We start from the raw sequence: 23,916 nt of genomic DNA, 5'->3' as shown, positions 1-23,916 counted from the left end.
TTCATGAATTGAAGAGACTACTAAAAATGAATAAGGCAATTGTAAAAAGATTATTATTAGATTGATGTTGATAATTGTTTTAAGAACAAAACCCCTTCAAATATTGATAGGGTTTTTACCGTATGAATCTAAAGTATATTTATTCTTTTATTTTAACGCTAATTCCCTGAGTGTGTCCCGAAAATTCTGGTGCATACATACTCTCAATAAGAGTGATACCATTAGAGAAGCTTCCAATATTATTTGCTCTAACAGTATATTCCAATACGTACGTGCCTTTTCTTAAATTATCGAAGAAAAAGTGAGTTGCAGCATCTCTTGTGCTTTGATAGTAATATGTATTGTCTTGCGACTTATACTCACTTAAAACATCGGTAGGTTCAAACCCGCTTGCCCGCATATCTTTTAAATGAATAAATTCCATATCTGAAGTAGTTCTCACTATTAATCTAATGGTAATTAAATCTCCTAATTTTATTGGTGTTGTTTCACTTATTTGCTGAAGTACATCACCCGGATTATTTAAATAAAGTTCCTTTTCTATATTTAAAGGACTCTCGGTATGATCATTAATCTTATCAAGGTTTTCAAAATATTGCCAATAGGCTCCTCCATACCCTGCCGTAGTATTATTATTTTCAATTGTTATTTTTCCAAAATCTTCAACTATCTCCTCTCCTTTCCAGTTAATTTTTAAATATCCCGTGCCCGCTTCCTTTTTAATTTCTTCCAATTTCATAGGATCAATTTTCTCACCACCAAGTTTAATCTCTGTATTATCAGAAACACTTAGCCAATCTCCACCTTTCATTAATAACGCATAACTGGCAGCTGTGGTAGATTTAGTCGTAGCCCAATGATTGGTTCTTTTATTTTGTAATAACCAAACCTTCATTTCTTCAACAGCGCTTTGGTCATTTAACACATCACTAAAAGCTTCAATTAATAGTGCCTGGGTTTCAACAGGAGTTCTATTATAAAACCAAGTAGCTTGATTTTCTTTCCAATACATACCATAATTTTCAGAGTACACCGCAGTCTCTTTTAAGGAATTTAATATTTCTGCTGCAACATCTTTGTGTCCAAATTGATTTAAAGTATAAGATAAAATCCCTTTATTATAGAGACTCTTCTGAATCCAATTTTCCTTTTGAACTTCAATAACTTCATTGGCTAATAGTACTAATTCTTTAGATAATGGATATGCCTTTAAGTGGTAGCTTCGGGCATATAAGTAGTAAAGGCTATAATTACTTTTGCGAAAACTTTCTTCAGATTTAAACATTTGTCTATTTGTCTTAGCGTTCAAAAATTCATTATCTAAATATCGTATTGAATTCGCAAGAACTGTAGATGCATTAGTATCAACACCTAATTTCTGAAGCCGACCAAAGCCCTCTACGATATGTCGAGTAATAAAATAACTATCTCTTCCTCCTGAAAACCATGGAAATGCACCAGATGAATTTTGCATTCTCAATAGCTTAGACATACTTTCATTATTTTCTCTTTCCAGTTTTTGAATCTTGAATAGGTTAGCCACCTGCTTTTTTTGTGCAGTTTCAGATTCCGCATCTCTTACCCAAGGAGTTTCTGCTAATAAGATGGATTTAAGTTCTTCATTTTTATCCAAATTACTAACCAAAGAACTATCCTTTTCCCATTCCCGAAACACATCTGCAATTTTTGGCTGTGAATTCACAATCTTACTACCAAGGCTATTAGCGAAAATTCGGGAAAATATCTGCTCCGAACATTCATGCTCATATTCCATTAAGTATGGTAGACTTTGTATGGCATACCAAGCCGGATTTGAGCTATAAGTAATTGTAAATTTGTGGTTCTGAAGACTCTCAGATTTATTATCTAAAAGACTTTCAAAGAAATAATCTTTCTTCTCTCCGGCTCTAACAAAAAACGGGATACTTTCTTTTACCAACATCCGGTTTTTTAAGACTGGTAATAAATTCTCTTCTCCATCTGAAAAATTTCCAGCCTTCGCAAGAATTCGGTAGGTGACTGCCGGAATATCTTCCGGCACAAATAATTTCCAAGAAACAGCATGACTTTGAGAAGCACCCATCTTAAAGATTTTTAAATTATCTATATTACCCATTATTGAATCTATAGGTTCCATAGTAACAGCATTAAAAAGTTTTAAGATCGCATTACCTGTCATGCTCTCCGAGGAAAGGTTGCTTACTTTCGCTTTAAAAACTATGCTATCGCCCTCTCTCAGAAATCTAGGTGGATTTGGAATAACGTTTAGTTCCTTTTGGGTAATAACGTTCTTTTGAAGTTTTCCAGTAGACCAGTTTTTAGTATGTGCTAAAAGACGAAACTTCCAACTGGTTAAAGCTTCTGGAGAAGTAAAACTGAATTCTAGGTTACCGTCTTCTCCCAATATCAAATTGGGAAAGAAGAATGCTGTTTCATCAAGATTTTTTCTGGCTTCAACTTCACCAAGTTCAGCAAGGCCTTTTTTTGTGGTAATAATAACTGCGCCATTAGAAGCTGCAGTACCATAAATAGCAACAGCAGTTTCGGCTTTTAAAATTTCTATATTTAAGATATCTCCAGAATTGAGATTATATTCCTCGACTTGCTTTCCATCTACTATAAAAAGTGGAGTCTTACCATCTTTAAGGCTTGATTCTCCCCGAATCATAATCCTGTTATTTTTTATCTCAACTCCAGCAACTTTTCCTTGCAATACCGAAGAAATATCAGTTTCCACTAAAGCTTCCTCATCTGCTACGATTCCGTAACCTATAACCACGACCTCATCTAATGCTGAAGAATCTTCTTCTAACATTAAATAGACATTGTCTCTGTTTAAAACCTTGTATTCAAAAGTAGTGTAACCTATGATTGAAATCGTTAAAACATCTCCAATATTTACATTTAACGCAAACTCCCCATTGAAATTTGTCTGGGTTTCTGCTCTGCTATCTTTAATGATTATGTTCACACCGGGAAGGATCATTCCCTGTTCATCTATTATCCTTCCTCTTAAATTACCTTCTAATACAGGCTTGTCATTTTCGATTTTCTTCCTTTGAATATAGTAGCGGTAATTATAGGAATTAGGCCTTCCAAAATAAAACCCAAAATCATCAAGCTTATCAAAAAATAGTTTTTGTGGTCTATATCTCCAAGCAGATCTAATATTGGAGGTTAACTGTGAAATGTCTCCAACACTAGTATTTTGATAATTTGGGAAATCGGATCTATAAAATGAGAAATTTGGATTGGTTTCCCATGTTCCGATTTTGAATTGATCTAATGAAACATCGTACATAGATGCTAGAATTTCGGCATCTGGAATTTCATTTAATTCGTTTTTGATATCGAAGCTCCAAGTTTCATCCAGTCCAGGTTTAATTTTATTCCGAAACGTTTTTGTGGTTATGCTCAGTGAGTTTATTTTATTCTCTAATGGTATATCAATAGTTTCTTCAATAACTGCATTATTCTTCACACCAGAGACCAATATTCTTATTTCGGGAGCCAGAATAACCCCAACCGGAATCTTAACTTCTCGGCTTCCATCTATCTTCAAAAATTCATTAAAGATCACCGAATTACCATTAAAAGCTGAAACTTGTAAATTTAAATCTTTATAAGCTGTTTTTATAAGTAAATTGGCAAATCCATCTTCACGTATGTCCTTATTCTGAAGCTTAACTAGAAGTCTTTCTTTATTTGCTGCATTATTATTTTCTTTTTTGTTTACTGCAAAAATCTTTTTGGAGATAGTAATATTGTTATTATTCTCTACTTCCAATTCAACTAAATATTTCCCCTCTTCCCAGTTGTTTTGTACAGGGATTGTTTCCTCAAATATTCCATCGCTATCGAAAGAAACCTGAAAAAGAATCTGAGATTTTGGCCATTCCTCTGGAGGCAATCCGTCCTTATAAGGTTCTTCTGGAAATAATTTTATAAACTCTTCTTCAGAAATCAGGTTGAACTCTGGAGCCTCCCATAAACGATTTTGTAGTATTCTGTTGGGAGACTTTAATTTGAATATTTTCAATACACCATTTACAGGGACTAAATTGTCATTTAGATTGTTGGTTTTTGCTGTTATTTTAAGGGTGTCACCTGAAACTACATTTTCCTGAAGTTGTAAATTAGCAACTAAGTTTTTATTACCAATCCTAATCTCTTTAGATTCACTTCTTGTCTCTCCCGTAATATCTGTTGCAGAAGCATCAACCGTATACCTATATATGAGATCAGGATTTAGAATATTACTTTCTTCAGCTTCAGCGATAAAACTTATCCTGAAATTTCCATCTTTATCTGTTTTCACCGAATCCCGATATATGACTACGGCATTCTCGTAATATCTATACCACCAAGAATTTATAAATCGTTCTCTCTTAACTTCAAATTTCACCTTAGCATCAGAGATTTTAGCTCCCATAAAAGATTTTACGGTTCCACTTATGCTTACAGAATCTTTAAGCTTGAAACTATCTTTTATTGTATCAAATGCAATTTTAAATGTAGGTCTCTTATATTCTTCAACGTTAAAAACTGTATGATTTTCATAGAATTCGCCATCATCATATATTTTATTCCAAAACGGAGTTTCAGATTCTGAATCCTTTTCAGTATAAATACTAAACTCGCCAGTAATACCATCTTTTGGCAGTTTGAAACTACCCGTAAAGGAGCCATATTTGTTTGTCTTTAAACGGAAATCTGCTATCTCCTCACCATTAGGATCATCAACGTAAACAGGTACATATTCATTTGGAACCGTTCGCGTACTGTCATTTTCATGTTCCAGTAAAACACCTTTAAAAAATACCGTCTGTCCTGGTCTATATATAGATCGATCCAGATATATCATGGTTTTTGATATTAACGGTTGTTCTGTGTTACTTCTTCTATAATATCCGCGATTATAATTAGTTATTAGGGTGTCTTCTTTATATGAGAATCTCATTGAAGAATTGCGATATCCAGAACCTGTATTTTTTATAGTAAGCACTCCATTGGAATCCGTTTTTTCAGTAAGAATCAACTTTTCTTTTCCATATAAATCAAACTTGACATTTTTCAGATTTTTCCCTGATTTTCGATCAACTGCATGAAAAATACTCTTCGTATTAAATTCGAGTTTAGAGACCGCAATATTACTTACCTGAAAGAAACCGTAACTATAGTAGTTATCAAATGTGGACAAATAGACCAAGTAAGTCCCCGGATCTTTACCCTGAAAAGCGATTTCGGTAGAATGTAAATTATAATCTTTTAGGCCAGGTAATACTATTTGAGTACTTGCCTTGTGTTTTTCTGCTAAAGATTTAATATTGGAATCTCTTGTTTTATAACTTAAACTTGAAGAAAAGTTTTTAGTAACCTGAATGATTTTATAATTAAGAGTATCTATGTTCTTGAAAGAAATGAATATTCGCCCAGGTTCATTTACAGCTAGGTATGATGGTACTTTAGAATTTAACACTGGAGCTTTAATAGTAGACTTAAGACTTACTGCGTTCTGGGCACTAGAGGTGTTAGGGAAATTGGCAATTAAATGATCAATAATATCAATCGCGTTCTTAAGGTAATTTGGATATAACAGTGCTGCTTTTCTATTTATATTTGTATTTGTGCTTGTATCGGAACGGCTATAATAATGGTAAGCAATCTCGTATAAGATAACTGCTTCAACATCTTTATTTTTATAATTTTTAGAAAGCTCCTTTAGAGCATTTAGATAAAGAATATCACTTTTCTCTTTATCTAACTTATTCTTCAGAAATTTCAATCTTTCAATCGTCCAATAAACCAAGGATTGTGGGTCTTTATCTTGCAAATGAAGACGTTCTATTTGCTGGTATAATTTTAAAGTTTTTATTTCCGAAGACTCTATTTCCAGAATACTAATGGCTGAGAACTCCAAAGAAGTGGAAAATAATTTTGGATTCCCCCAGTTGAATTCAACCTTCGCAAATTCATTAGTAAAAAAACTGGATTCTGAGTAAAATTCTATCAATCGACTTACTAAAAGATCATAAACACTAGGATGATATTTTCTAGTTAATAAGTTAGAATCCAATAAAAGTGAAATCTCAGAATTTGATGTGGCTATAAGCACTTCTTTTTCTACCAATGATCTTTCAAAAGTGTTTTTAATAGTATCGTGAAGTGTTTCCATAGACCACGTTTCCAATTCATTCTCTTTTGGATTATCAATCTTACTTCGGTTTTTTAATTTCCATCGGTTTTGTCTATAATAATCCATTATAAAATCTGCCTTATAACTTCTAAGAATATTTTTATAAGGAGAGGGCACTTTTGAAATCCATGTGTTCAGATCATTTAAAATGTATTGGTTAGAATCTTCATGATTGATCTGATGAAATTTATAATGGAATAATTTACCTTTCAATAAATTAGAATATTCCTTATTATTTGCTGCAACCACTATAAGTTCTTTAGTGAACTCATTCGCAGAATCAGTTTTACCAATGATCTCTAAAGAATCTATTTTCTCCCATAGTTTATTATATTCTGTTTGCTGAGAAAAGGATAAAAAGGAGAATAGGAAGATAATTCCCGTTAGAAATTTATTCATGTATAAAGATTAAATGTGTTTGGCAGGACCTAAATATTTTGGAATATACTAAAAAGAAAAAAACCCTTCCACATTATGAAAGGATTTTCGCTGATCGACCTGGTAGCACTATCCTTGAAAATTTAGAACTACTTTATAATGTAAAACAAGTTAAAATTCCGCTTAAATTATTTATTAACAAGCCTTTGTCATCACTAATCACAACTGAGGATTAATGTGCTAACCCTAAAAATAATTCCGAATCATTTATTCTTTTATCGTTAGACACTTCTTAAATTTTATAAATTAAGAAATGTTTTAACATATCGATAACTTTTCAAAAGTTAAATTTCTTTACTTTTAAAAATACTGAATATCCTCCCTAAAACATTGTTTATGAAAGATATAGATAAGTGGAATGAAGCTGTAGATCCAGATAATTTGAGTGATGACGAGAATATGATTCTCGATGCTATGGGACTTAATGGAAGTTCAAGAAGAAAATTCTTAAAACAAGTTTCCGCAGCAAGCTTGAGTATTTATGCTTCTTCTTTTTTTACTTCAGAATTATTTGCCAGCACTATGAAAGATTTGCCAGAGAAAACAACAGCACTTTTAAATGAGGTTAAAGTGAATCTTAGGGTGAATGATATGGTTAAGCCATTAACATTAGACTCCCGAACTTCTTTGCTTGATGCACTTAGAGAAAGACTTGGACTAACCGGCACAAAAAAAGGCTGTGATCATGGACAATGTGGCGCCTGCACTGTAATTATAGAGGGAAAACGCAATCTTTCTTGCCTTACGCTTGCAGCTACATGTGAAGGAAAAGAGATCACAACGGTAGAAGGATTAGCGAAAAATGGCGAAATGCATCCAATGCAACAGGCATTCCTAAAACATGATGGCTTCCAATGTGGTTATTGTACTCCCGGACAAATATGTTCTTCTGTAGCACTATTAGAAGAAGCCAAAAATGGAGAAGCTAGCTATGTAACAGAAGATCTTAAGAAAATTCAATCTGGTTTGACACTTTCAGAAGAAGAAATTAGAGAAAGAATGTCTGGAAATATTTGTCGATGCGGTGCTTACAATAATATTGTACAGGCCTTTAAAGAAGTCCATACCGGGAATGATGAAATGCCAACTTGGGAATTTGCTACACAGGAACAAATGGATAAGGCTAAGAATGCCTAAACAGGTAAGATTATCCTTAAAACCAATGAATTTGAACATTTCAAGACTTTAAAATTAATCAACCATGAGACCATTCACATATACCAGTGCAAAAAATAAAGAACAGGCGCTTCAAGCTTTCACAGCAACTTCGCATTATCTCGGGGGTGGGACAAATCTGATGGATTTGATGAAAGAAAATGTGGAGCGGCCAGATCAACTTATCGATGTTACTAATCTCGATTATAAGAAAATAACTTCTAATGAAAATGGCGGATTAACACTTGGCGGAATGCTTAGTAATTCTGAAACTGCCAATAATAAGGAAGTAAGAACCAATTACCCCTTACTATCCATGGCTATGTTATCTGCTGCCACAGCACAGATAAGGAATATGGCTAGCAATGGAGGAAATTTGTTGCAGCGCACACGTTGTCCTTATTTCTTTGAAGTTTCTATGCCATGTAATAAGAGAGAACCAGGTTCAGGATGCGGAGCCTTGAATGGAATGAATGCTTTACATGCGATCTTTGGATATAGTGATAGCTGTATTGCAACAAATCCATCAGATATGTGTGTGGCTCTTGCGGCCATTGGAGCAACTGTTGAAGTTCAAAAACCTGACGGGACCTCCAGAATGATAGAATTCACAGATCTTCATCGTTTGCCGGGAGATCAGCCTGAAAAAGATACTACTCTTATGCCAGGTGAATTGATCACGGCGATTCATTTACCAAAACCAGAATTTTCAGATCATTATTACTACTTAAAGATACGCGAACGTTCCAGTTATGCTTTTGCATTGCTATCGGTTGCTGCCGGATTACAAGTCGAAAGCGGAGTGATCAACAAGGTTGGACTTGCCATGGGCGGAGTTGCTCATATCCCATGGAAGCTTACAAAAGCTGAAGAATTCCTTGTAGGGAAGAAACCAAATCAATCTAATTTTGAAGCGGCTGCAGCATTGGAGATGAAGGATGCTAAACCATTTGAAGCGAATAAATGGAAAGTAGATATGGGTAAAAACGCAATTGTAAGAGCGCTTACCCAGGCATATGAAAGAAAAGTATAAGCCAATCTCAAAAAACAAAATTATGACGAAGTCAATAAATACATCCGGAGTTGGAAATGCTATAAATAGAGTGGAAGGTCATCTAAAGGTGATGGGAAAGGCTAAATATGCATCTGAATTTCCAGTAGAAAATAAAGTTTATGGACAAGGAATCAACTCTACGATCGCCAAAGGTGAGATTGTTTCTATAGATACTTCTGAAGCTGAAAAGCTTGAAGGTGTCTTAAAAGTGATTACTTATAAGAATGCAGAAAAGCTTAAGACTTTAGAAGGAGTAAGGCCAGAAATTGCCACAGATAGTATTGCGCCAGTATTGCAAAGTAATAAAGTGCATTATTATGGGGAATATGTTGGTCTTGTGGTGGCAGAGACATTCGAACAAGCACAATATGCTGCTAGCTTAGTAAAGTTTGAATATAAAAAAGATCCCACTGCAGTTATCGACTTTGAGAAGTCGAAATCCAAAGCCTATACTCCAGATAATGGTTCAAATTATTCAAGAGGAAATATGGAGCAAGGGTTTTCTGAAGCTGATATGGTAGTGGAGCAGACCTATAATACACCAATTGAACATCACCATCCAATGGAATTGCATGCCGTAATCGCTTCCTGGGATAATGGAAAAGTGACTGCATATTCAAGTCAGCAAATAGTTGAAGATGCTAAAATAGCTATCTCAGGTACATTCCAGATTCCAAAGAAAGATGTGCGTGTAATATCTGCTTTTGTAGGTGGTGGATTTGGCTCAAAACTAAACCTAGATCAACATGTGATTTTGGCGGTAATGGCATCTAAAATGGTTGGAAGACCCGTGCAGGTTACTGTAACTAGAACCCAAATGTTTACCAATACGAACATGCGTCAACAGAACGAGCAAAAAATGCGTGTAGGTGCTAAAAAAGATGGTACGCTCACAGCGCTTTCTCATGAAACGCTTTCACATACTTCCACTACTCAGGAATATCAGGAACCTTGCGGAATGGTGTCCAAGATGTTGTACAATGTGGCCAATAATGAGGTAACCTATAAGTTGATCCCGATGAATATTCAAACTCCGTTTGCTATGAGAGCACCTGGAGAAGCAACGGGAAGCTTTGCATTGGAATCTGCTATGGATGAAATGGCATGGAAGTTAAAAATGGATCCTTTAGAATTCCGCATAAAAAACGATACTCAAACAGATCTTCATGAGAACCGACCGTTTTCTTCCCGCTTATTGGTGGAATGTTTGAGAATTGGCGCTGAAAAATTTGGCTGGAAAGACCGAAAATCAGAACCACGTACTAATAAAAAAGGTAATTGGCTTATAGGTTACGGTGTAAGTTCCGCCTCCAGAAATTCTCCATATCTGAAAACGCATTCGAAAGTAATTCTGGAATTGGACGAAGATAAAGTTTTTGCTACTATTCAAATGGATGCAACCGACATAGGTACTGGTAGTTATACTATTATCGCACAAACCGCTTCAGAATATTTAAAGATCCCGGTAGAACAAGTAAATGTAGAATTAGGTGATTCCGATTTCCCCATAACACCTGGCTCTGGAGGTTCTTGGGGAGCAGCTTCTTTTTGTAATGGAGCCCGCGCTGCTTGTGAAAATGCTATAAAAACACTTAAGAATAATAGAAATATAGCAGAAGATAAAGAAGTTGCTGTTTCTGAACTTCTAAAAAAGAATCAACTAACCAAATTCGAAGCTGAGGGAATAGCTGAACCATCTGCGGAATTCGGAAAATACTCAGTATTCTCTTTTGGAGCTAACTTTTCTGAAGTTTGGGTTGATAAGGATACGGGAATGTACCGAATTAAGAGAATGGTGAATGTAGCTTCAGCAGGAAAGATATTAAATCCAAAAACCGCTTACGGGCAGATCATAGGAGGTTTAACAATGGGTGTAGGCATGGTGATGGCTGAACAGACTAGGGTAGAACCTAATTTTGGAAATTTTATCACCCGTTCTTTTGCAGATTATCACGTACCAGTAAATCTGGATTTGGCCAATATTGAGGTGATCTTCCTTCCGGAAGAAGATAAGATCGCCAATAAAATGGGTATAAAAGGAATTGGTGAACTTGGAATAACCAGTGTAGCTGCTTCCATATCAAATGCCATATTTAATGCAACCGGAAAACGAATGCGAAGCCTACCTATCACTCCAGAAAAGCTGATCGAAGCTGGTCTTGAAGAAGGTGTTACAGCTTAAAAATAACTGAAAGAAATTGTCTGTAAAGATATAAAAACGTCATTCTGGATTTATTTCAGAATCTTAACAATCGGATTTTCAATCAAAGTTAGAACCTGAAACAAGTTCGGGTTGACGAAAAGAATCTTTTCAGATAGCCTCTTTTTCATTTAACAGATAATAAGTCACTACTATCCGGTAGATGGTTTTTTTTAATCCTTTTTTGTAGAATATTTGCTGACATTCCCCAGATTCAGGAACGAAGATTTTTTTAATCGTTGTTCCACGGAAATTTCAGGAAGGTTTTTTGCTTTTTTGCCAAAAACCTTCCTCAAAAAAGGCGTCTTTCCTGCCCGAAAAGTTCAGGCGGGTTCTTTGCTTCGTTTCTGACTGCTTCCGACGAGTGAAGCGAGAGGAAAGCATAGCACAAGAAACCGAAGGTTCACGAACTCCATTAAAATAAAAACAGTGAGATAAATGAAGGGCAGATAAAAATAGACAATGAGTTTAAGATTTTTAAACCAAAAATAATGGGTTGTTTTCCTGAGATAAAAAGAGTGAGTATTAATCCTGCTTACAAAATCACTTTTTCAAGTTTAAGAAAAAACTTTCGGATGATACAGATAATAAGTATTCTAAGGTTAGGATTGTAAGCAATTAATTTCTTAATTTTTAGAAAAATTTAAGATCATGGCAGAATTCAGTATTACCATCAACGGTAAGAACCTATCGGTAGATGTAGATCCTACTACTCCCCTACTTTGGGTTTTAAGAGACCATTTAAAATTGGTTGGAACTAAATATGGTTGTGGTATTGCCCAATGTGGAGCCTGTACAGTACATTTTAACGGAACTGCTGTAAGATCTTGTCAACTTCCAATTTCAGCAGCTGCAGACAATAAGATCACAACGATTGAAGGGCTTTCAGAAAATGGAGATCATCCGGTTCAAAAAGCATGGTTGGAGCATGATGTGCCGCAATGTGGTTATTGTCAGGCAGGTCAAATTATGTCGGCTTCTGCTTTATTAGAACGTAATCCTAATCCTAGCGATAAAGATATTGAAAATGCCATGAGCGGAAATATTTGCCGTTGTGGTACATACACCAGAATAAAAGCAGCCATTAAAACAGCTTCAGATTCTCAAATAGCCTAATTATCAGTTTAATTCAAAAACATAAAAATGACTAAAGTAAAAACATCATTAGGCAGAAGATCATTTATCAAAAGTGTGTCTTTAGCTGGAGGAGGACTGATAATAGGATTTAATTGGCTAGCATGTAAGGGACCTGCAGAAGAAGGAAGTGAAGAACTGGCAATGCAAATGCCTGATGAATGGTTTGAACTAAATGGATATCTAAAAATTGGCGATAACGGAATTGTAACTATTTATTCCCCAAACCCGGAAATTGGTCAGAACGTGAAAACTTCAATGCCAATGATCGTTGCTGAGGAGCTGGATGTAGACTGGAATAATGTAGTGGTAGAACAGGCTCCTTTAAATACTGAAATTTTCACCCGTCAACTTGCAGGTGGAAGTCAGTCTATACGTCAAGGCTGGCAATCATTAAGAACAGCCGGAGCAACAGCAAGGCAAATGTTGCTAACTGCTGCAGCAAATCAATGGGAAGTTCCAGTTTCTGAACTTAGCGTGGAAAATGGAGTTATTAAACACCAAGGCACCGATAAAACTATTGGATATGGTGAGATCGCAAAAGCCGCCGTGAATGTTGAGATACCCGAAGAAGTGGAATTAAAAAATATCGATAATTTTAAAATTATTGGAACATCCCGTAAAAATGTAGATGCCAAGAAAATAGTTACAGGTCAACCTTTATTTGGAATAGACACTTACAAAGAGGGAATGCTTATCGCTATGATCGTGCAACCTCCAGCTTTTGGAATGGAATTCAAAACTATGGATGCGGAGAAGGCGAAAGGAATGCCAGGCATAAAAGATGTTTTCACCATAGACACCTATCCTGAAGATATGGAGAAAGAATGGAGCGATGTCGCAGCGTTTTCCAAACTTGTTGTAGTAGTTGGCGAAAGTACATGGCAGGTTATGCAAGCTAAGAAAGAAGTAAAGGTGGAATGGGATTTAAGTCCGGAACTAACTAAACAAATTGAGATCCTGGAGAAATCTGCAGGAATGGATGGTGTCAGCGGATTGGAAAGCACTTCGATACATGCTTCCCTTATGGCAGATGTAGGTTCTAAAAAATCTGAAATTGTTAGACGAGATGGGAATCCTGAAAAGGCATTTAAAAATGCAGCTCGGGTTATTGAACGTTCTTATACCTGTCCGTTCCTGTCTCACAACTGCATGGAACCAATGAATTTTTTCGCAGACGTTAGTGGAGATAAAGCCGAATTATTAGGTCCAATCCAAACCCCGGAATATGCTGAATTAAGTGTAAATAAACGTTTAGGATTTGACCTAGAAAATATAGACATTCAAATGACCAGAATGGGTGGTGGCTTTGGTCGCAGACTTTACGGTCATTTCCTTGTGGAAGCTGCTGTGATTTCCCAAAAAATGGGAACACCCATCAAACTTGTTTATTCACGAGAGGATGATATGACCAACGGGGTATACCGCCCGGCTTACCACGTAACTTATCGTGCAGCCCTTGATGGCAATAATAAACTAACCGCTTTTCATGTTAATGCAGGAGGAATCCCTGAAAGTCCGCTTTTTGCGAATCGTTTTCCGGCAGGAGCTATAGATAACTATTTAGCTGAAAGTTGGAGTATGGAGTCGAATATTTCAACTGGAGCATTTAGAGCTCCGCGATCTAATTTTATAGCTGGCGCAGAACAGTCTTTCTTAGATGAATTATCCGAAGAAATGGATCAGGATCCTATTCAATTTCGTTTAGATCTATTGGATCGGGCAGCAAGCAATCCTGTTGGTGAAGAAAATGATTATGATGCAGCCCGTTACGCTGGGGTTCTAAAGCTAGCTAGAGACAAATCTGGCTGGGATAACACTACCGGATTGAGCAGAGGTGTTGCTGCCTACTATTGTCATAACTCTTATGTGGCGCAAATTTTAGACCTATCGGTAAAGAATAATCAGCCATTGGTAGATAAAGTGACCTGTGCTGTAGACTGCGGAATTGTGGTAAACCCAGATGCTGCTAAAAATATGGTTGAAGGCGGAACGATAGACGGAATTGGTCATGCCCTATATAGCGAGATGACCTTCAAAGATGGAGTGCCACAGCAAAGCAATTTTGATACTTACAGACTTATAAGACATAAAGAAGCACCGAAAACTATAGATGTTTATTTTATAGAGAATGGCATAGATCCTACAGGTTTGGGAGAACCGCCATTTCCGCCAATTCAGGGTGCTTTAGCGAATGCGCTTTACAAGGCAACCGGAAAGCGATTTTATGATCAGCCATTTATTTCACACATGCAGGATGATTTAAAGACCTAAAGATGCCGCTTGAATGAAGCAATTAAAGATCAAATGCTGGATAGAAGCAGATGGAGAAAAGTATTACGGACCGGGACCACATGAACTCCTTAAACAGATTCAAAAGGAAGGTTCCCTTTCCAAAGCTGCTGTGAAAATGCACATGTCCTACAAAAAAGCCTGGGCAATGGCTCAAAGACTGAATCAATTTTCAGAAGAGGCATTGGTAATTTTGAAAAAAGGAGGCCAACATGGAGGAGGTGCTGAAGTAAGTCCTTACGCATTAGAAATCATGAAGGAATATGAGGAGCTTCAATTGAAAGTAAGGCAACAGATAGATCAAAAGGACAAATCACTGAAGATCTTAAAATAATATTAAAGCTTAAGAAAAATACTTTTGAAAATTCGAGGTACCTAGATAGCTAGCTATCGGTACGGAGCATATAACCCTCAATGAGGGATTAAATTTATAAACCGATATGTTTTTAAATACACAACGCTTTTAATGAACACTAAAAATAAAATATATCTGGATTACAATGCGACCACACCGGTAGATAAAAGAGTGGTGGATGCAATGTTGCCTTATTTTACTGAAATATTCGGCAATGCCAGTAGTGATCATGTTTTTGGATGGGATGCTGAAGAAGCTGTTGAATTCGCAAGGGAACAGGTTTCCAATCTGGTAAATTGTAAACCTACAGAGATCACGTTTACTTCAGGTGCTACGGAAGCTGCGAATCTTGCACTTTTCGGTTTTTGTAAAAGGAACAGCTCAAAAGGAAAACATATTATTACTTGTAAAACTGAACATAAAGCCATTCTGGATACCATGCAGGCGCTGGAAAATGAAGGTTTCCAGATCAGGTATCTGGATGTGGATGCTGAAGGAACTATCGATCTTGAGGAATTAGAGCATGCCATTACTTCGGAAACGATTCTGGTTTGTTTGATGCTTGCTAATAACGAAACCGGACTCATTCATCCAATACAACAGATCGAGAAAATTGTTCATTTGAAAGGGGCAAAGTTGATGAGCGATATCACTCAGGCGGTTGGGAAGATTCCTGTAGATCTGAAAGAACTGAATTTAGATTTTGCCATTTTCTCTTCTCATAAACTCTACGGACCTAAAGGCGTTGGTGCGTTATATATTAATAAAAAGAATAAAGTAGAGGTTGATCAAACCGTTTTTGGCGGAGGTCAAGAAAAAGGAATGCGTCCAGGAACTTTGAACGTACCCGGAATTGTTGGTTTTGGAAAAGCTGCGGAAATTGCTTCTGAAGAAATGCAAGAGGAATCCATCAGAATATCAAAATTAAGAAATAGGCTTGAAGCGCTTTTGGAAGAACTAGAAGAAGTCCACATTAATTCGAAGCATAGCGACCGACTTCCAAATACAACGAATGTCTCTTTTGAAAACAGTGATGGAAATCAATTAATTCGAAAACTGAACAGTCTAGCTGTTTCCCGTGGTTCTGCTTGCACATCGAATTTGATAAATCCATCCCACGTATTAAAAGCGATGGGATTAAGCGATGAGCTTGCATTATCCTCGCTTCGAATTAGTCTTGGTAGAACTACTACGCTAGCCGATATTGAATTTGCTTCGGACGAGATAAGAAATACAGTGGATCAATTAAAAAAAGCGGTGGTATGAGAGAGTTGGATTTCATCATATCGCAATACGAAAATTTAAGATCTCAGGGAATCGGATGCGTGCTGGCGACCGTTGTTCATGTGGAAGGTTCTTCCTATAGACGTGCCGGAGCGAGAATGCTGGTGGATGAATTTGGGAATATTACCGGAGCCATCAGTGGTGGTTGCCTGGAAGGCGATGCGCTTAGAAAAGCTTTACACGCCTTGCATCAGCAGAAAAACAAACTGATCACGTATGACACCAGTGATGAGGATGATGCTTTGATAGGTGCGCAGTTAGGTTGTAACGGCATCATTCAGGTGTTGTTTGAGCCTTTGGATTATGAGGATAGCCTAAACTCATGTGAACTGCTCAAATCTGTCCTTGCACAGAAAAATTCTTTAGCAATCGCAGTTCAGTTCAACTTAGACAGATCTAAAGAGCAAACGGGAACAATTTTGTTGATCGATGAAAATTCAGAATATACAGGTAGAAAACCGGAAAACGAACTATTAGACCTTATTCTGGAGCAAGCTCAATTAACTCTGGAAAATAAGAGATCACATTTTTCTGAATTTTCTATTAACGGAGAAACGCATCATTTATTCATTCAGAATTATCAGCCTCCAATAAAATTGATCATAGTTGGAGCCGGGAATGATGCTCAGATCTTGGCACAACAGGGAGATTTACTTGGATGGGAAGTGATCGTCACTGATGGCAGACCAACGCATGCGAATAAAGAACGTTTTACCAGTTCTTGTCAGGTAATTGTAACAAAACCTGAACAAACGCTGGAACAAATAGAGATAGATCAACATAGTTGCTTTGTGCTGATGAGTCATAATTATAATTATGATCTAGCGGTGTTGAAACTTTTGCTGACTGAAGACCAAATTCCATATATCGGAATTTTAGGTCCATTGAAGAAATACGAGCGGATGCAAAATGATCTGGAAAATGAGGGTATTGAACTTTCTAAAGAAAATAGGAATAAGATCCATGCGCCTATAGGTTTGGAAATAGGTGCAGAAACACCTGCAGAAATCGGACTTTCAATTCTATCTGAAATCCAATCGGTATTGACACAAACCAGTGCAAGACCATTAAGAGAGAAGTCGGAACCTATTCATGAGAAGAAAAACAATCATTTCAAAGAAATAAAGGTTTGATAAAGAATGCTAAAATAGGAGTTGTGATTCTTGCGGCAGGTTCTTCCAGTAGACTTGGATATGCCAAGCAATTGGTAAAATTCAAAGGCAGATCATTAGCGCAACATGCGATTGATATTTCAGATTTGTTGGATTTTGACATCAAAGTTTTAGTGCTGGGAGCAAGGAAAGAAGAAATAGAACGTAAAATAGATTTAAAGGGATTTGAGATTTTGATAAATGAGAACTGGGAAGAAGGAATGGCTTCTAGCATCAGGGAAGGCGTGTTGAGGTCTCAGGAATTATTAAATGAGTTGGACCATATAGTGATTTTACTTTCAGATCAACCTTTTGTGAGCAGAGAAAGTATTGAGGCATTGATACAGGTTCAGTTGGACAAAAATAGTCAAGCTACCTTTTCAGAATATGCCGGAGATATTGGAGTTCCTGCAATTTTTTCTGCGGAAGTTTTTCATGATTTGAAAGAATTGAAAGGAGATCAGGGAGCCAAAAAACTCATTCATGATCAGAAATTAGATTTCGAGATCGTGAAATTCGAAATGGGAAATTTTGATGTCGATACTGCGGAAGATGTAGAACTTTTAAAACAAATGGAAGAATGAAAGTGACCTTAAAATATTTTGGAGTAATCGCTGAATCTGCCGGTAAAAGCGAAGAAGTTTTAGAACTACAGCAGGGATTATCTGTTAGAGATCTAAAGAATCAGCAGATCAAAAAATATCAGATTCAGGATGCAGAATCGGTACAAATTGCCGTGAATCAGAATTTAGATAAAGAAGTAGAACTAAAAGAGGGCGATGAGGTGGCGTTTTTACCACCATTTGCAGGAGGCTGATGAGATACGACAGGCAAATAAAATTAGATGAAGTTGGAGTTTCCGGACAGGAAAAACTCCGCAATGCCAGCATATTGATCGTTGGCGTGGGCGGACTTGGATGTCCTGCAGCCCAATATCTCGCAGGTGCTGGTGTAGGAAAGATAGGATTGATGGATCATGATAAAGTTTCCATTACCAATTTGCACCGTCAGGTTTTATATAATGAGGATGATATTGGAAAGTCAAAAGCATTAGTTGCTAAGGAAAAGTTACAGCAATTGAATAGTGAAATAGAATTGGTTGCGATCGAAAAAGCTTTAACTATTGAAAATTCGGAAAAGCTTTTCAGTCAGTATGATCTTATCCTGGATGGTACCGATAATTTTGAAACGAAATATTTGATCAACGATGCCTGTATTTTAACAGGGAAACCATGGGTATACGCATCGATCTATAAAAATGAAGGACAGCTTTCGGTTTTTAATTATAAAAATGGGCCTAGTTACAGATGTCTTTTTCCGAAAACGACTAGGCAAAATGTAAGTTGTGAGGCAACCGGAGTTTTAGGAGTAGTTCCAGGAATATTTGGAATGCATCAGGCGATGGAAACTCTCAAGATAATTTTGGGTGTTGGAAATGTGCTTTCAGGAAAACTGAAGTTGTCGAATCTGCTGTCTGGATCAGAACAAATTTTGAATATTCAGAAAAAACCGGAAGAGATCGAAAAAGTGAAAAAAAATGGAATTATTCCGGTGAAAATTGAATGCAAGATAAGTGATGAATCCAGGTTGTATTTAGATATCCGTGAGATTTTTGAACAGCCTAGAATTAATTCAGCAAAAGTAATTCAAATCCCACTCAGCGATCTAGATGAACGCATATGGGAAATTCCTAAGGAGAAAGAGATATCAGTCTTTTGCCAGTCGGGTAAGAGAAGCAAAAAAGTTGTGGATCTGTTGAAGGCTGAATACGGCTTCGAGAATCTTACAAATGTAGAAGGAGGAATAGAAACTATAATTTCAGAAACTACTTTTGATAGTTAAAATTTGCTTGCGTCATGCTGAAACAAGTTCAGCATCTTAAAGCGAAAATCAAAGAAGTAATTCAAAATAGACCCTGAAACTCCCGATCCGTCGGGACAGGGTGACGATAAGAAAATGAGAGTTTAAAGAATAATTAATGGATAAGAAAAAACCTAAGAAAGTATTCGTTCAAGGCGCCATCCCGCCAGAAAAGATCGCCAATTCTATAGCGAATCATCAGTCCAAGACCAATATTGGTGCGCATAGCATCTTTCTGGGACAAATTCGTGCCGATGAAATCGATGGTAAAACGGTAAGCGCTATTGAGTATTCGGCTTACGAAGAAATGGCTGAAAGTGTTTTTCATGAGATCAGGGAAGCGGCATTTTCGAAATTCGATATTACCTGCGCACATATTTATCATAGTCTGGGCCCTGTGAAAACTGGAGAGTTATGTCTTTTTGTATTTACCTCTTCGGCACACCGAAAGATTGCGATAGAAGCTTGTAATTATTTCGTGGAAGAGATCAAGGCCAATGTACCCATTTTCGGAAAAGAGATTTTTGAAGATGAAACCCACCAATGGAAAGTGAATAAATAGATGGTTGATATTACCCATAAAATAAATACGCTGAGGGAAGCTACTGCGATTGCGATAGTAAGGACGTCCAGTGAAGAAACGATAAAGGCATTACAGGAAAATAGAGTTCCGAAAGGGAATGTGTTTGAAATGGCCAAAGCTGCAGGATTGCTCGGAGTAAAGAAAACTCCGGATCTTTTGCCAGATTGCCATCCGCTACCTATTGAATATACAGGAATTGAATATGAAATCAACGGACTTGAGATCCAGATTTCGGTTAAGGTGAAGACCATTTATAAGACTGGTGTTGAAGTGGAAGCCATGCATGGAGCAAGTATTGTAGCACTTACTATGTATGATATGCTGAAACCTATAGATAAACATGTGGAAATAGGGATGATAAAACTTCAGAATAAAAAAGGAGGAAAATCTTCTTATAAAATAGATGCTGAAGGACTGACTGCTAAAGTAGTAGTTTGTTCAGATAGCATTTCGAAAGGACAAGGAGAAGATAAAGCAGGCAAGGCCATCGTTTCAAAACTTGCAGAATTGGGAATTAAAGCTGAACGGATTATTATTCCAGACGAACCTGAAGACATAAGATTAGCTTTAAATTCTGCAGATGCAGATATTGTGATTTTTACGGGAGGAACTGGCGTTAGTCCGCGAGACATAACTCCTGAAACTATAGAACCAATGCTGGATCTTAAACTGAAAGGCGTTGAGGAGCAAATGAGAAATTACGGTCAGCAGCGCATGCCTTATGCGATGCTTTCCAGATCTGTAGCAGGTATAAAAGTCGGAAAAGTAGTCTTGGCATTACCAGGATCTACCAAAGGAGCTGCAGAATGTATGGATGCGATATTTCCGCACGTATTGCACGTTTTTAAAGTGATAGAAGGAAAAAGACATGATTGAAGAAAAAAAGAAAATAGTAGATAATTTTGGAAGAGCACATACGTACCTTAGGATCTCCCTGACAGATCGTTGTAACCTGCGTTGTTTCTACTGCATGCCAGAAGAAGGGATAGAATTGATGGAGAAATCCAATATCATGACCATTGAAGAGATCATTGCACTTGCTACAACATTTCGTGATCTGGGAGTGGATACTATTCGCCTTACCGGTGGGGAACCCTTGGTGAGAAAGAACTTTGGTTATCTGGTAGATGAACTTGCAAAACTGGGAGTGACCCTAAAAATCACTACTAATGGAATTATGCTGGATAAATATCTGGATCTATTTCAGAAGATAGGTTTGAAAAAAATCAATCTAAGTCTGGACACTTTGGATAAGGCAAAGTCGGTTTTCATCACGAAACGGGATTATTTTGAGCGCATCCTGAAGAATATCGAGATGGCGCTGGAAATGGATATGGAAGTGAAGTTGAATATTGTCTTGATCAAAGGAGTGAATGACAATGAGATCAATGATTTTATTGAACTGACCAAGAATAAGAATCTTACCGTGAAATTTATAGAATTCATGCCTTTTAAAGGCAATAAATGGGACTGGAGCAAAGGTGTCGGAAAACAAGAGATTCTGGATATCGTTTCTGAACGTTTTGGAAATATAGAAGAGTTAAAGAATCCAAAGCACAGCACTTCCTCGAATTTCAAGGTGAAAGGTCACACAGGAAGTTTTGCAATTGTAAGCACTATTACGAATCCCTTCTGCGCAGATTGTAACCGTATTCGAGTAACTGCCGATGGAAAAATGATGAATTGTCTTTTTGCAAATTCTGAAACTGATCTTCTTACTCCTATGCGTAATGGGGAGGAAATGAATGATCTTATTATTAACGCGATTAAGACCAAGAAGTTTTCCCGTGATGGCATGGATGTGAAAATGGATGCCGATCATTACGAGCAGAACAGATCTATGATCTCAATAGGAGGATAATGGTAACAATTGAAGAAGCACATAAGATTATCAAAGCTCAGAAGGTTAAGCTGAAAACAGAAACAAGGAAACTTAGTGACTGTTTAGGTTTTTCAATTTCAGAAGAGCTTAATGCTCCTTTCGACATGCCTTCTTTTGACAATTCGGCTATGGATGGATATGCTTTATGTGGAATTTCTCAGGAATATACCATTGTAGGCGAAGTTGCAGCCGGTGATAAAAAGAAGTTTCAATTGAAGAAGGGAGAAGCTGTGCGTATTTTTACCGGAGCGAAGGTTCCAGAAAAAACTTCGGCGGTAATGATGCAGGAGAAAACCAGGGTAGTAGGAAATAAGCTTTCTCTGGAACAAATTCCGAAGGAAGGGCAGAATATCCGTAGGAAAGGAGAAGAGTTAACCCAAGGACAACTTGTTTTCGAAAAAGGATATACGGTCACTCCGGCTGGAATAGGGTTGATAGGAAGTCTGGGAATCCAGAAAGTTGAGGTTTTTAGAAAGCCACTTATTAATTTAATCACTACCGGAAATGAATTGATCGAGCCCGGAAAACCAAAGGCGGAAGGACAGATCTATGAATCAAATAGCTATGCTTTGGCTGCTGCCTGTGAGCAATTCGAATTTAAATGTGGTAATAAGAAGCAGATCGAGGATGATTTTGAAGTAATCAAAGCAGGAATCAAAGATTCTCTGGAAACTGCAGATGTATTGATCCTTTCTGGTGGAATTTCAGTTGGAGATTATGATTTTGTAAAGCAAGCACTTGAGGAAAATGGCGTGGAAGAACAATTCTATAAAGTCTTTCAGAAACCAGGGAAACCGCTCTATTTCGGAAGAAAATCAGAGCAATTTGTATTCGCTTTACCAGGAAATCCTGCATCTTCCTTAAGCTGTTTCTACGTGTATGTATTGCCTTTTCTTTATCAGCTTAGCGGATCAGAAAAACGCGGATTGGAGCGATATTCTTTCCCTATTTCCCATGATTTTGAGAATAAAGGCGATAGGCCTTCCTTTCTAAAAGCGAAGATCAATAATGGAATAGTCGAGATCCTGGACGGGCAAGGTTCATCCATGATATTATCGATGGCACATGGAAACGCTATGGCTTTTATCGATGCTGAAACTTCGCTTAAAAAAGGGGAAAAGGTAGAATGTCTTCTAATCTCATAGTATGCCTATAGAATATTTGCCATTTATCTTTTTCTTTATCGCTTTATTCTACAGTTCGGTTGGTTTTGGAGGAGGATCCAGTTATCTGGCAATCTTGAGTCTGGTAATTACCGACTTTTATGAGATACGTTCTACAGCTCTGATTTTAAATATCTGTGTAGTTACAATAGGAACAATTGTTTATATTAAAAATGGAGTTTTAAAGCCGAAACTGCTTTGGCCTTTTTTTATACTCAGCATCCCAATGGCATATTTAGGAGCGCTGGTAAAGCTTTCGCAAAATGCATTTTTCTTGTTGTTAGGTAGTGCTCTGCTCTTGGCAGGAATTTTTATGCTGCTGAAATTTGTTCAAAGTAGAATAGAATCTGTAGAATTTTCCAATCCTAAGAAGCTGTTATTAGGAGGAAGTATTGGTTTGCTTTCTGGTATCTCTGGAATTGGGGGAGGAATATTTTTGTCTCCTATATTAAACCTTTTAAAATGGGCAGATCCAAGAATTATCGCTTCGCTTGCTTCAGTTTTTATATTGGTTAATTCTCTTGCCGGACTTGTTGGCCTAAACGTAGCGGGAACTTTTCGTTTGGACTACGATCTTGTTTTTAAACTTATTATTGCAGTTGTACTTGGTGGAAGTCTTGGATCTTATCTTTCCAATAAAAAATTCAACTTAAAGATTTTAGGTGTTCTTACGGCGGTATTAGTGTTTTATGTAGGTCTAAAACTTATTCTTGATCATGGATTTGGCATTTTGATCTAATTTTTATTTCTTTTGGTTTTCCTCCTCTTATCTAAAAAATATAACATGTTTTCTCTTGATTGTATTGCACTGGGAATTTTTCTGATTTGCCTTTCCAGCAATTATTATAATACTCTGAAGTTTTATGAAGATCTAAAATAATTAAATGATAGTTTTTCTAATTGTATATCCGTTTAGAGTCCAGTGACCAAATTATCCTATCTGAAAGGGTCGCGTCACCCAGTCCCGAACGATCGGGAGTTTCAGGGTCTTATATCACATATTTGAGATGCTGAAACAAGTTACCATTGACGTATTATATAAGCTGCTGATTTATAGGTAATTGACACACCCGATTCTTTGCAAGTTTTTAATACGCTTTTTGTTATCATTGAGGTGATTTCAAGAATTTGGAAAACACTCCTTTTAGTCGGTAATGATTTGTTTAATT

17 protein-coding genes are annotated in these 23,916 nt (G+C 36.9%); 16 read left to right on the top strand and 1 reads right to left on the bottom strand.

Features of this window, described 5'->3' with window-relative positions:
* Positions 1-139 precede the first annotated feature (139 nt).
* Positions 140-6,595 carry an alpha-2-macroglobulin family protein gene (locus tag ES724_RS01765; protein ID WP_146928710.1) on the bottom strand — a complete coding sequence of 2,152 codons (6,456 nt, stop codon included), beginning with the start codon at positions 6,593-6,595 and terminating at the stop codon, positions 140-142.
* 375 nt (positions 6,596-6,970) lie between these two features.
* On the opposite strand from ES724_RS01765, the gene ES724_RS01760 reads away from it, so the two are divergent.
* From ES724_RS01760 to ES724_RS01685, 16 genes are all read left to right on the top strand, one after another.
* Complete coding sequence (locus ES724_RS01760; RefSeq protein WP_146928707.1) at positions 6,971-7,771, top strand: 2Fe-2S iron-sulfur cluster-binding protein; 801 nt, start codon at positions 6,971-6,973, stop codon at positions 7,769-7,771.
* A 64-nt stretch (positions 7,772-7,835) separates the two neighbouring features.
* Complete coding sequence (locus tag ES724_RS01755) at positions 7,836-8,822, top strand: FAD binding domain-containing protein (RefSeq protein ID WP_146928704.1); 987 nt, start codon at positions 7,836-7,838, stop codon at positions 8,820-8,822.
* Between the two features lie 22 nt (positions 8,823-8,844).
* The gene (locus ES724_RS01750) at positions 8,845-11,025 is read left to right on the top strand and encodes a xanthine dehydrogenase family protein molybdopterin-binding subunit (RefSeq protein WP_146928701.1); all 2,181 of its coding nucleotides are present in this window, start codon (positions 8,845-8,847) and stop codon (positions 11,023-11,025) included.
* A gap of 669 nt (positions 11,026-11,694) precedes the next feature.
* Positions 11,695-12,159, top strand: coding sequence for a (2Fe-2S)-binding protein (locus ES724_RS01745; RefSeq protein WP_146928699.1), 465 nt, complete (start codon positions 11,695-11,697; stop codon positions 12,157-12,159).
* A 168-nt stretch (positions 12,160-12,327) separates the two neighbouring features.
* Positions 12,328-14,451: a xanthine dehydrogenase family protein molybdopterin-binding subunit gene (locus ES724_RS01740; protein ID WP_394345063.1), complete on the top strand. Its 2,124-nt coding sequence runs from the start codon at positions 12,328-12,330 to the stop codon at positions 14,449-14,451.
* A gap of 13 nt (positions 14,452-14,464) precedes the next feature.
* Complete coding sequence (locus ES724_RS01735) at positions 14,465-14,803, top strand: winged helix-turn-helix domain-containing protein (protein ID WP_146928693.1); 339 nt, start codon at positions 14,465-14,467, stop codon at positions 14,801-14,803.
* A gap of 132 nt (positions 14,804-14,935) precedes the next feature.
* Complete coding sequence (locus tag ES724_RS01730; RefSeq protein ID WP_146928691.1) at positions 14,936-16,090, top strand: cysteine desulfurase family protein; 1,155 nt, start codon at positions 14,936-14,938, stop codon at positions 16,088-16,090.
* On the top strand, positions 16,087-17,241 hold the full coding sequence (locus ES724_RS01725) for an XdhC family protein (RefSeq protein ID WP_146928688.1): 1,155 nt from the start codon (positions 16,087-16,089) through the stop codon (positions 17,239-17,241). The genes ES724_RS01730 and ES724_RS01725 overlap by 4 nt, the downstream gene beginning before the upstream one ends.
* Complete coding sequence (locus ES724_RS01720) at positions 17,238-17,843, top strand: nucleotidyltransferase family protein (protein WP_146928685.1); 606 nt, start codon at positions 17,238-17,240, stop codon at positions 17,841-17,843. Before ES724_RS01725 ends, ES724_RS01720 begins: the two co-directional genes overlap by 4 nt.
* Positions 17,840-18,076 (top strand): MoaD/ThiS family protein, encoded by a 237-nt coding sequence (locus tag ES724_RS01715; protein ID WP_146928682.1) that lies wholly within the window; start codon positions 17,840-17,842, stop codon positions 18,074-18,076. The genes ES724_RS01720 and ES724_RS01715 overlap by 4 nt, the downstream gene beginning before the upstream one ends.
* A complete protein-coding gene (locus ES724_RS01710; protein ID WP_146928679.1) occupies positions 18,076-19,101 on the top strand; it encodes a HesA/MoeB/ThiF family protein in 1,026 nt (341 codons plus the stop codon). The genes ES724_RS01715 and ES724_RS01710 overlap by 1 nt, the downstream gene beginning before the upstream one ends.
* A gap of 136 nt (positions 19,102-19,237) precedes the next feature.
* Complete coding sequence (locus tag ES724_RS01705) at positions 19,238-19,681, top strand: molybdenum cofactor biosynthesis protein MoaE (protein WP_146928676.1); 444 nt, start codon at positions 19,238-19,240, stop codon at positions 19,679-19,681.
* Positions 19,682-20,578 (top strand): bifunctional molybdenum cofactor biosynthesis protein MoaC/MoaB, encoded by an 897-nt coding sequence (gene moaCB / locus ES724_RS01700; RefSeq protein WP_146928673.1) that lies wholly within the window; start codon positions 19,682-19,684, stop codon positions 20,576-20,578.
* A complete protein-coding gene (gene moaA / locus ES724_RS01695) occupies positions 20,571-21,563 on the top strand; it encodes a GTP 3',8-cyclase MoaA (protein ID WP_146928671.1) in 993 nt (330 codons plus the stop codon). The genes moaCB and moaA overlap by 8 nt, the downstream gene beginning before the upstream one ends.
* Entirely contained in the window at positions 21,563-22,729 is a 1,167-nt protein-coding gene (locus ES724_RS01690) for a molybdopterin molybdotransferase MoeA (protein WP_146928668.1), read from the top strand. The genes moaA and ES724_RS01690 overlap by 1 nt, the downstream gene beginning before the upstream one ends.
* Position 22,730: 1 nt before the next feature.
* The gene (locus tag ES724_RS01685; protein WP_146928665.1) at positions 22,731-23,486 is read left to right on the top strand and encodes a sulfite exporter TauE/SafE family protein; all 756 of its coding nucleotides are present in this window, start codon (positions 22,731-22,733) and stop codon (positions 23,484-23,486) included.
* Positions 23,487-23,916 lie beyond the last annotated feature (430 nt).

Origin of the sequence: Gillisia hiemivivida (assembly GCF_007997295.1) — a bacterium.
Classification (GTDB): Bacteria; Bacteroidota; Bacteroidia; order Flavobacteriales; family Flavobacteriaceae; genus Gillisia; species Gillisia hiemivivida.
Note: the sequence above shows the minus strand (reverse complement) of the source record. Positions and strands in the feature narration are given on the sequence as shown.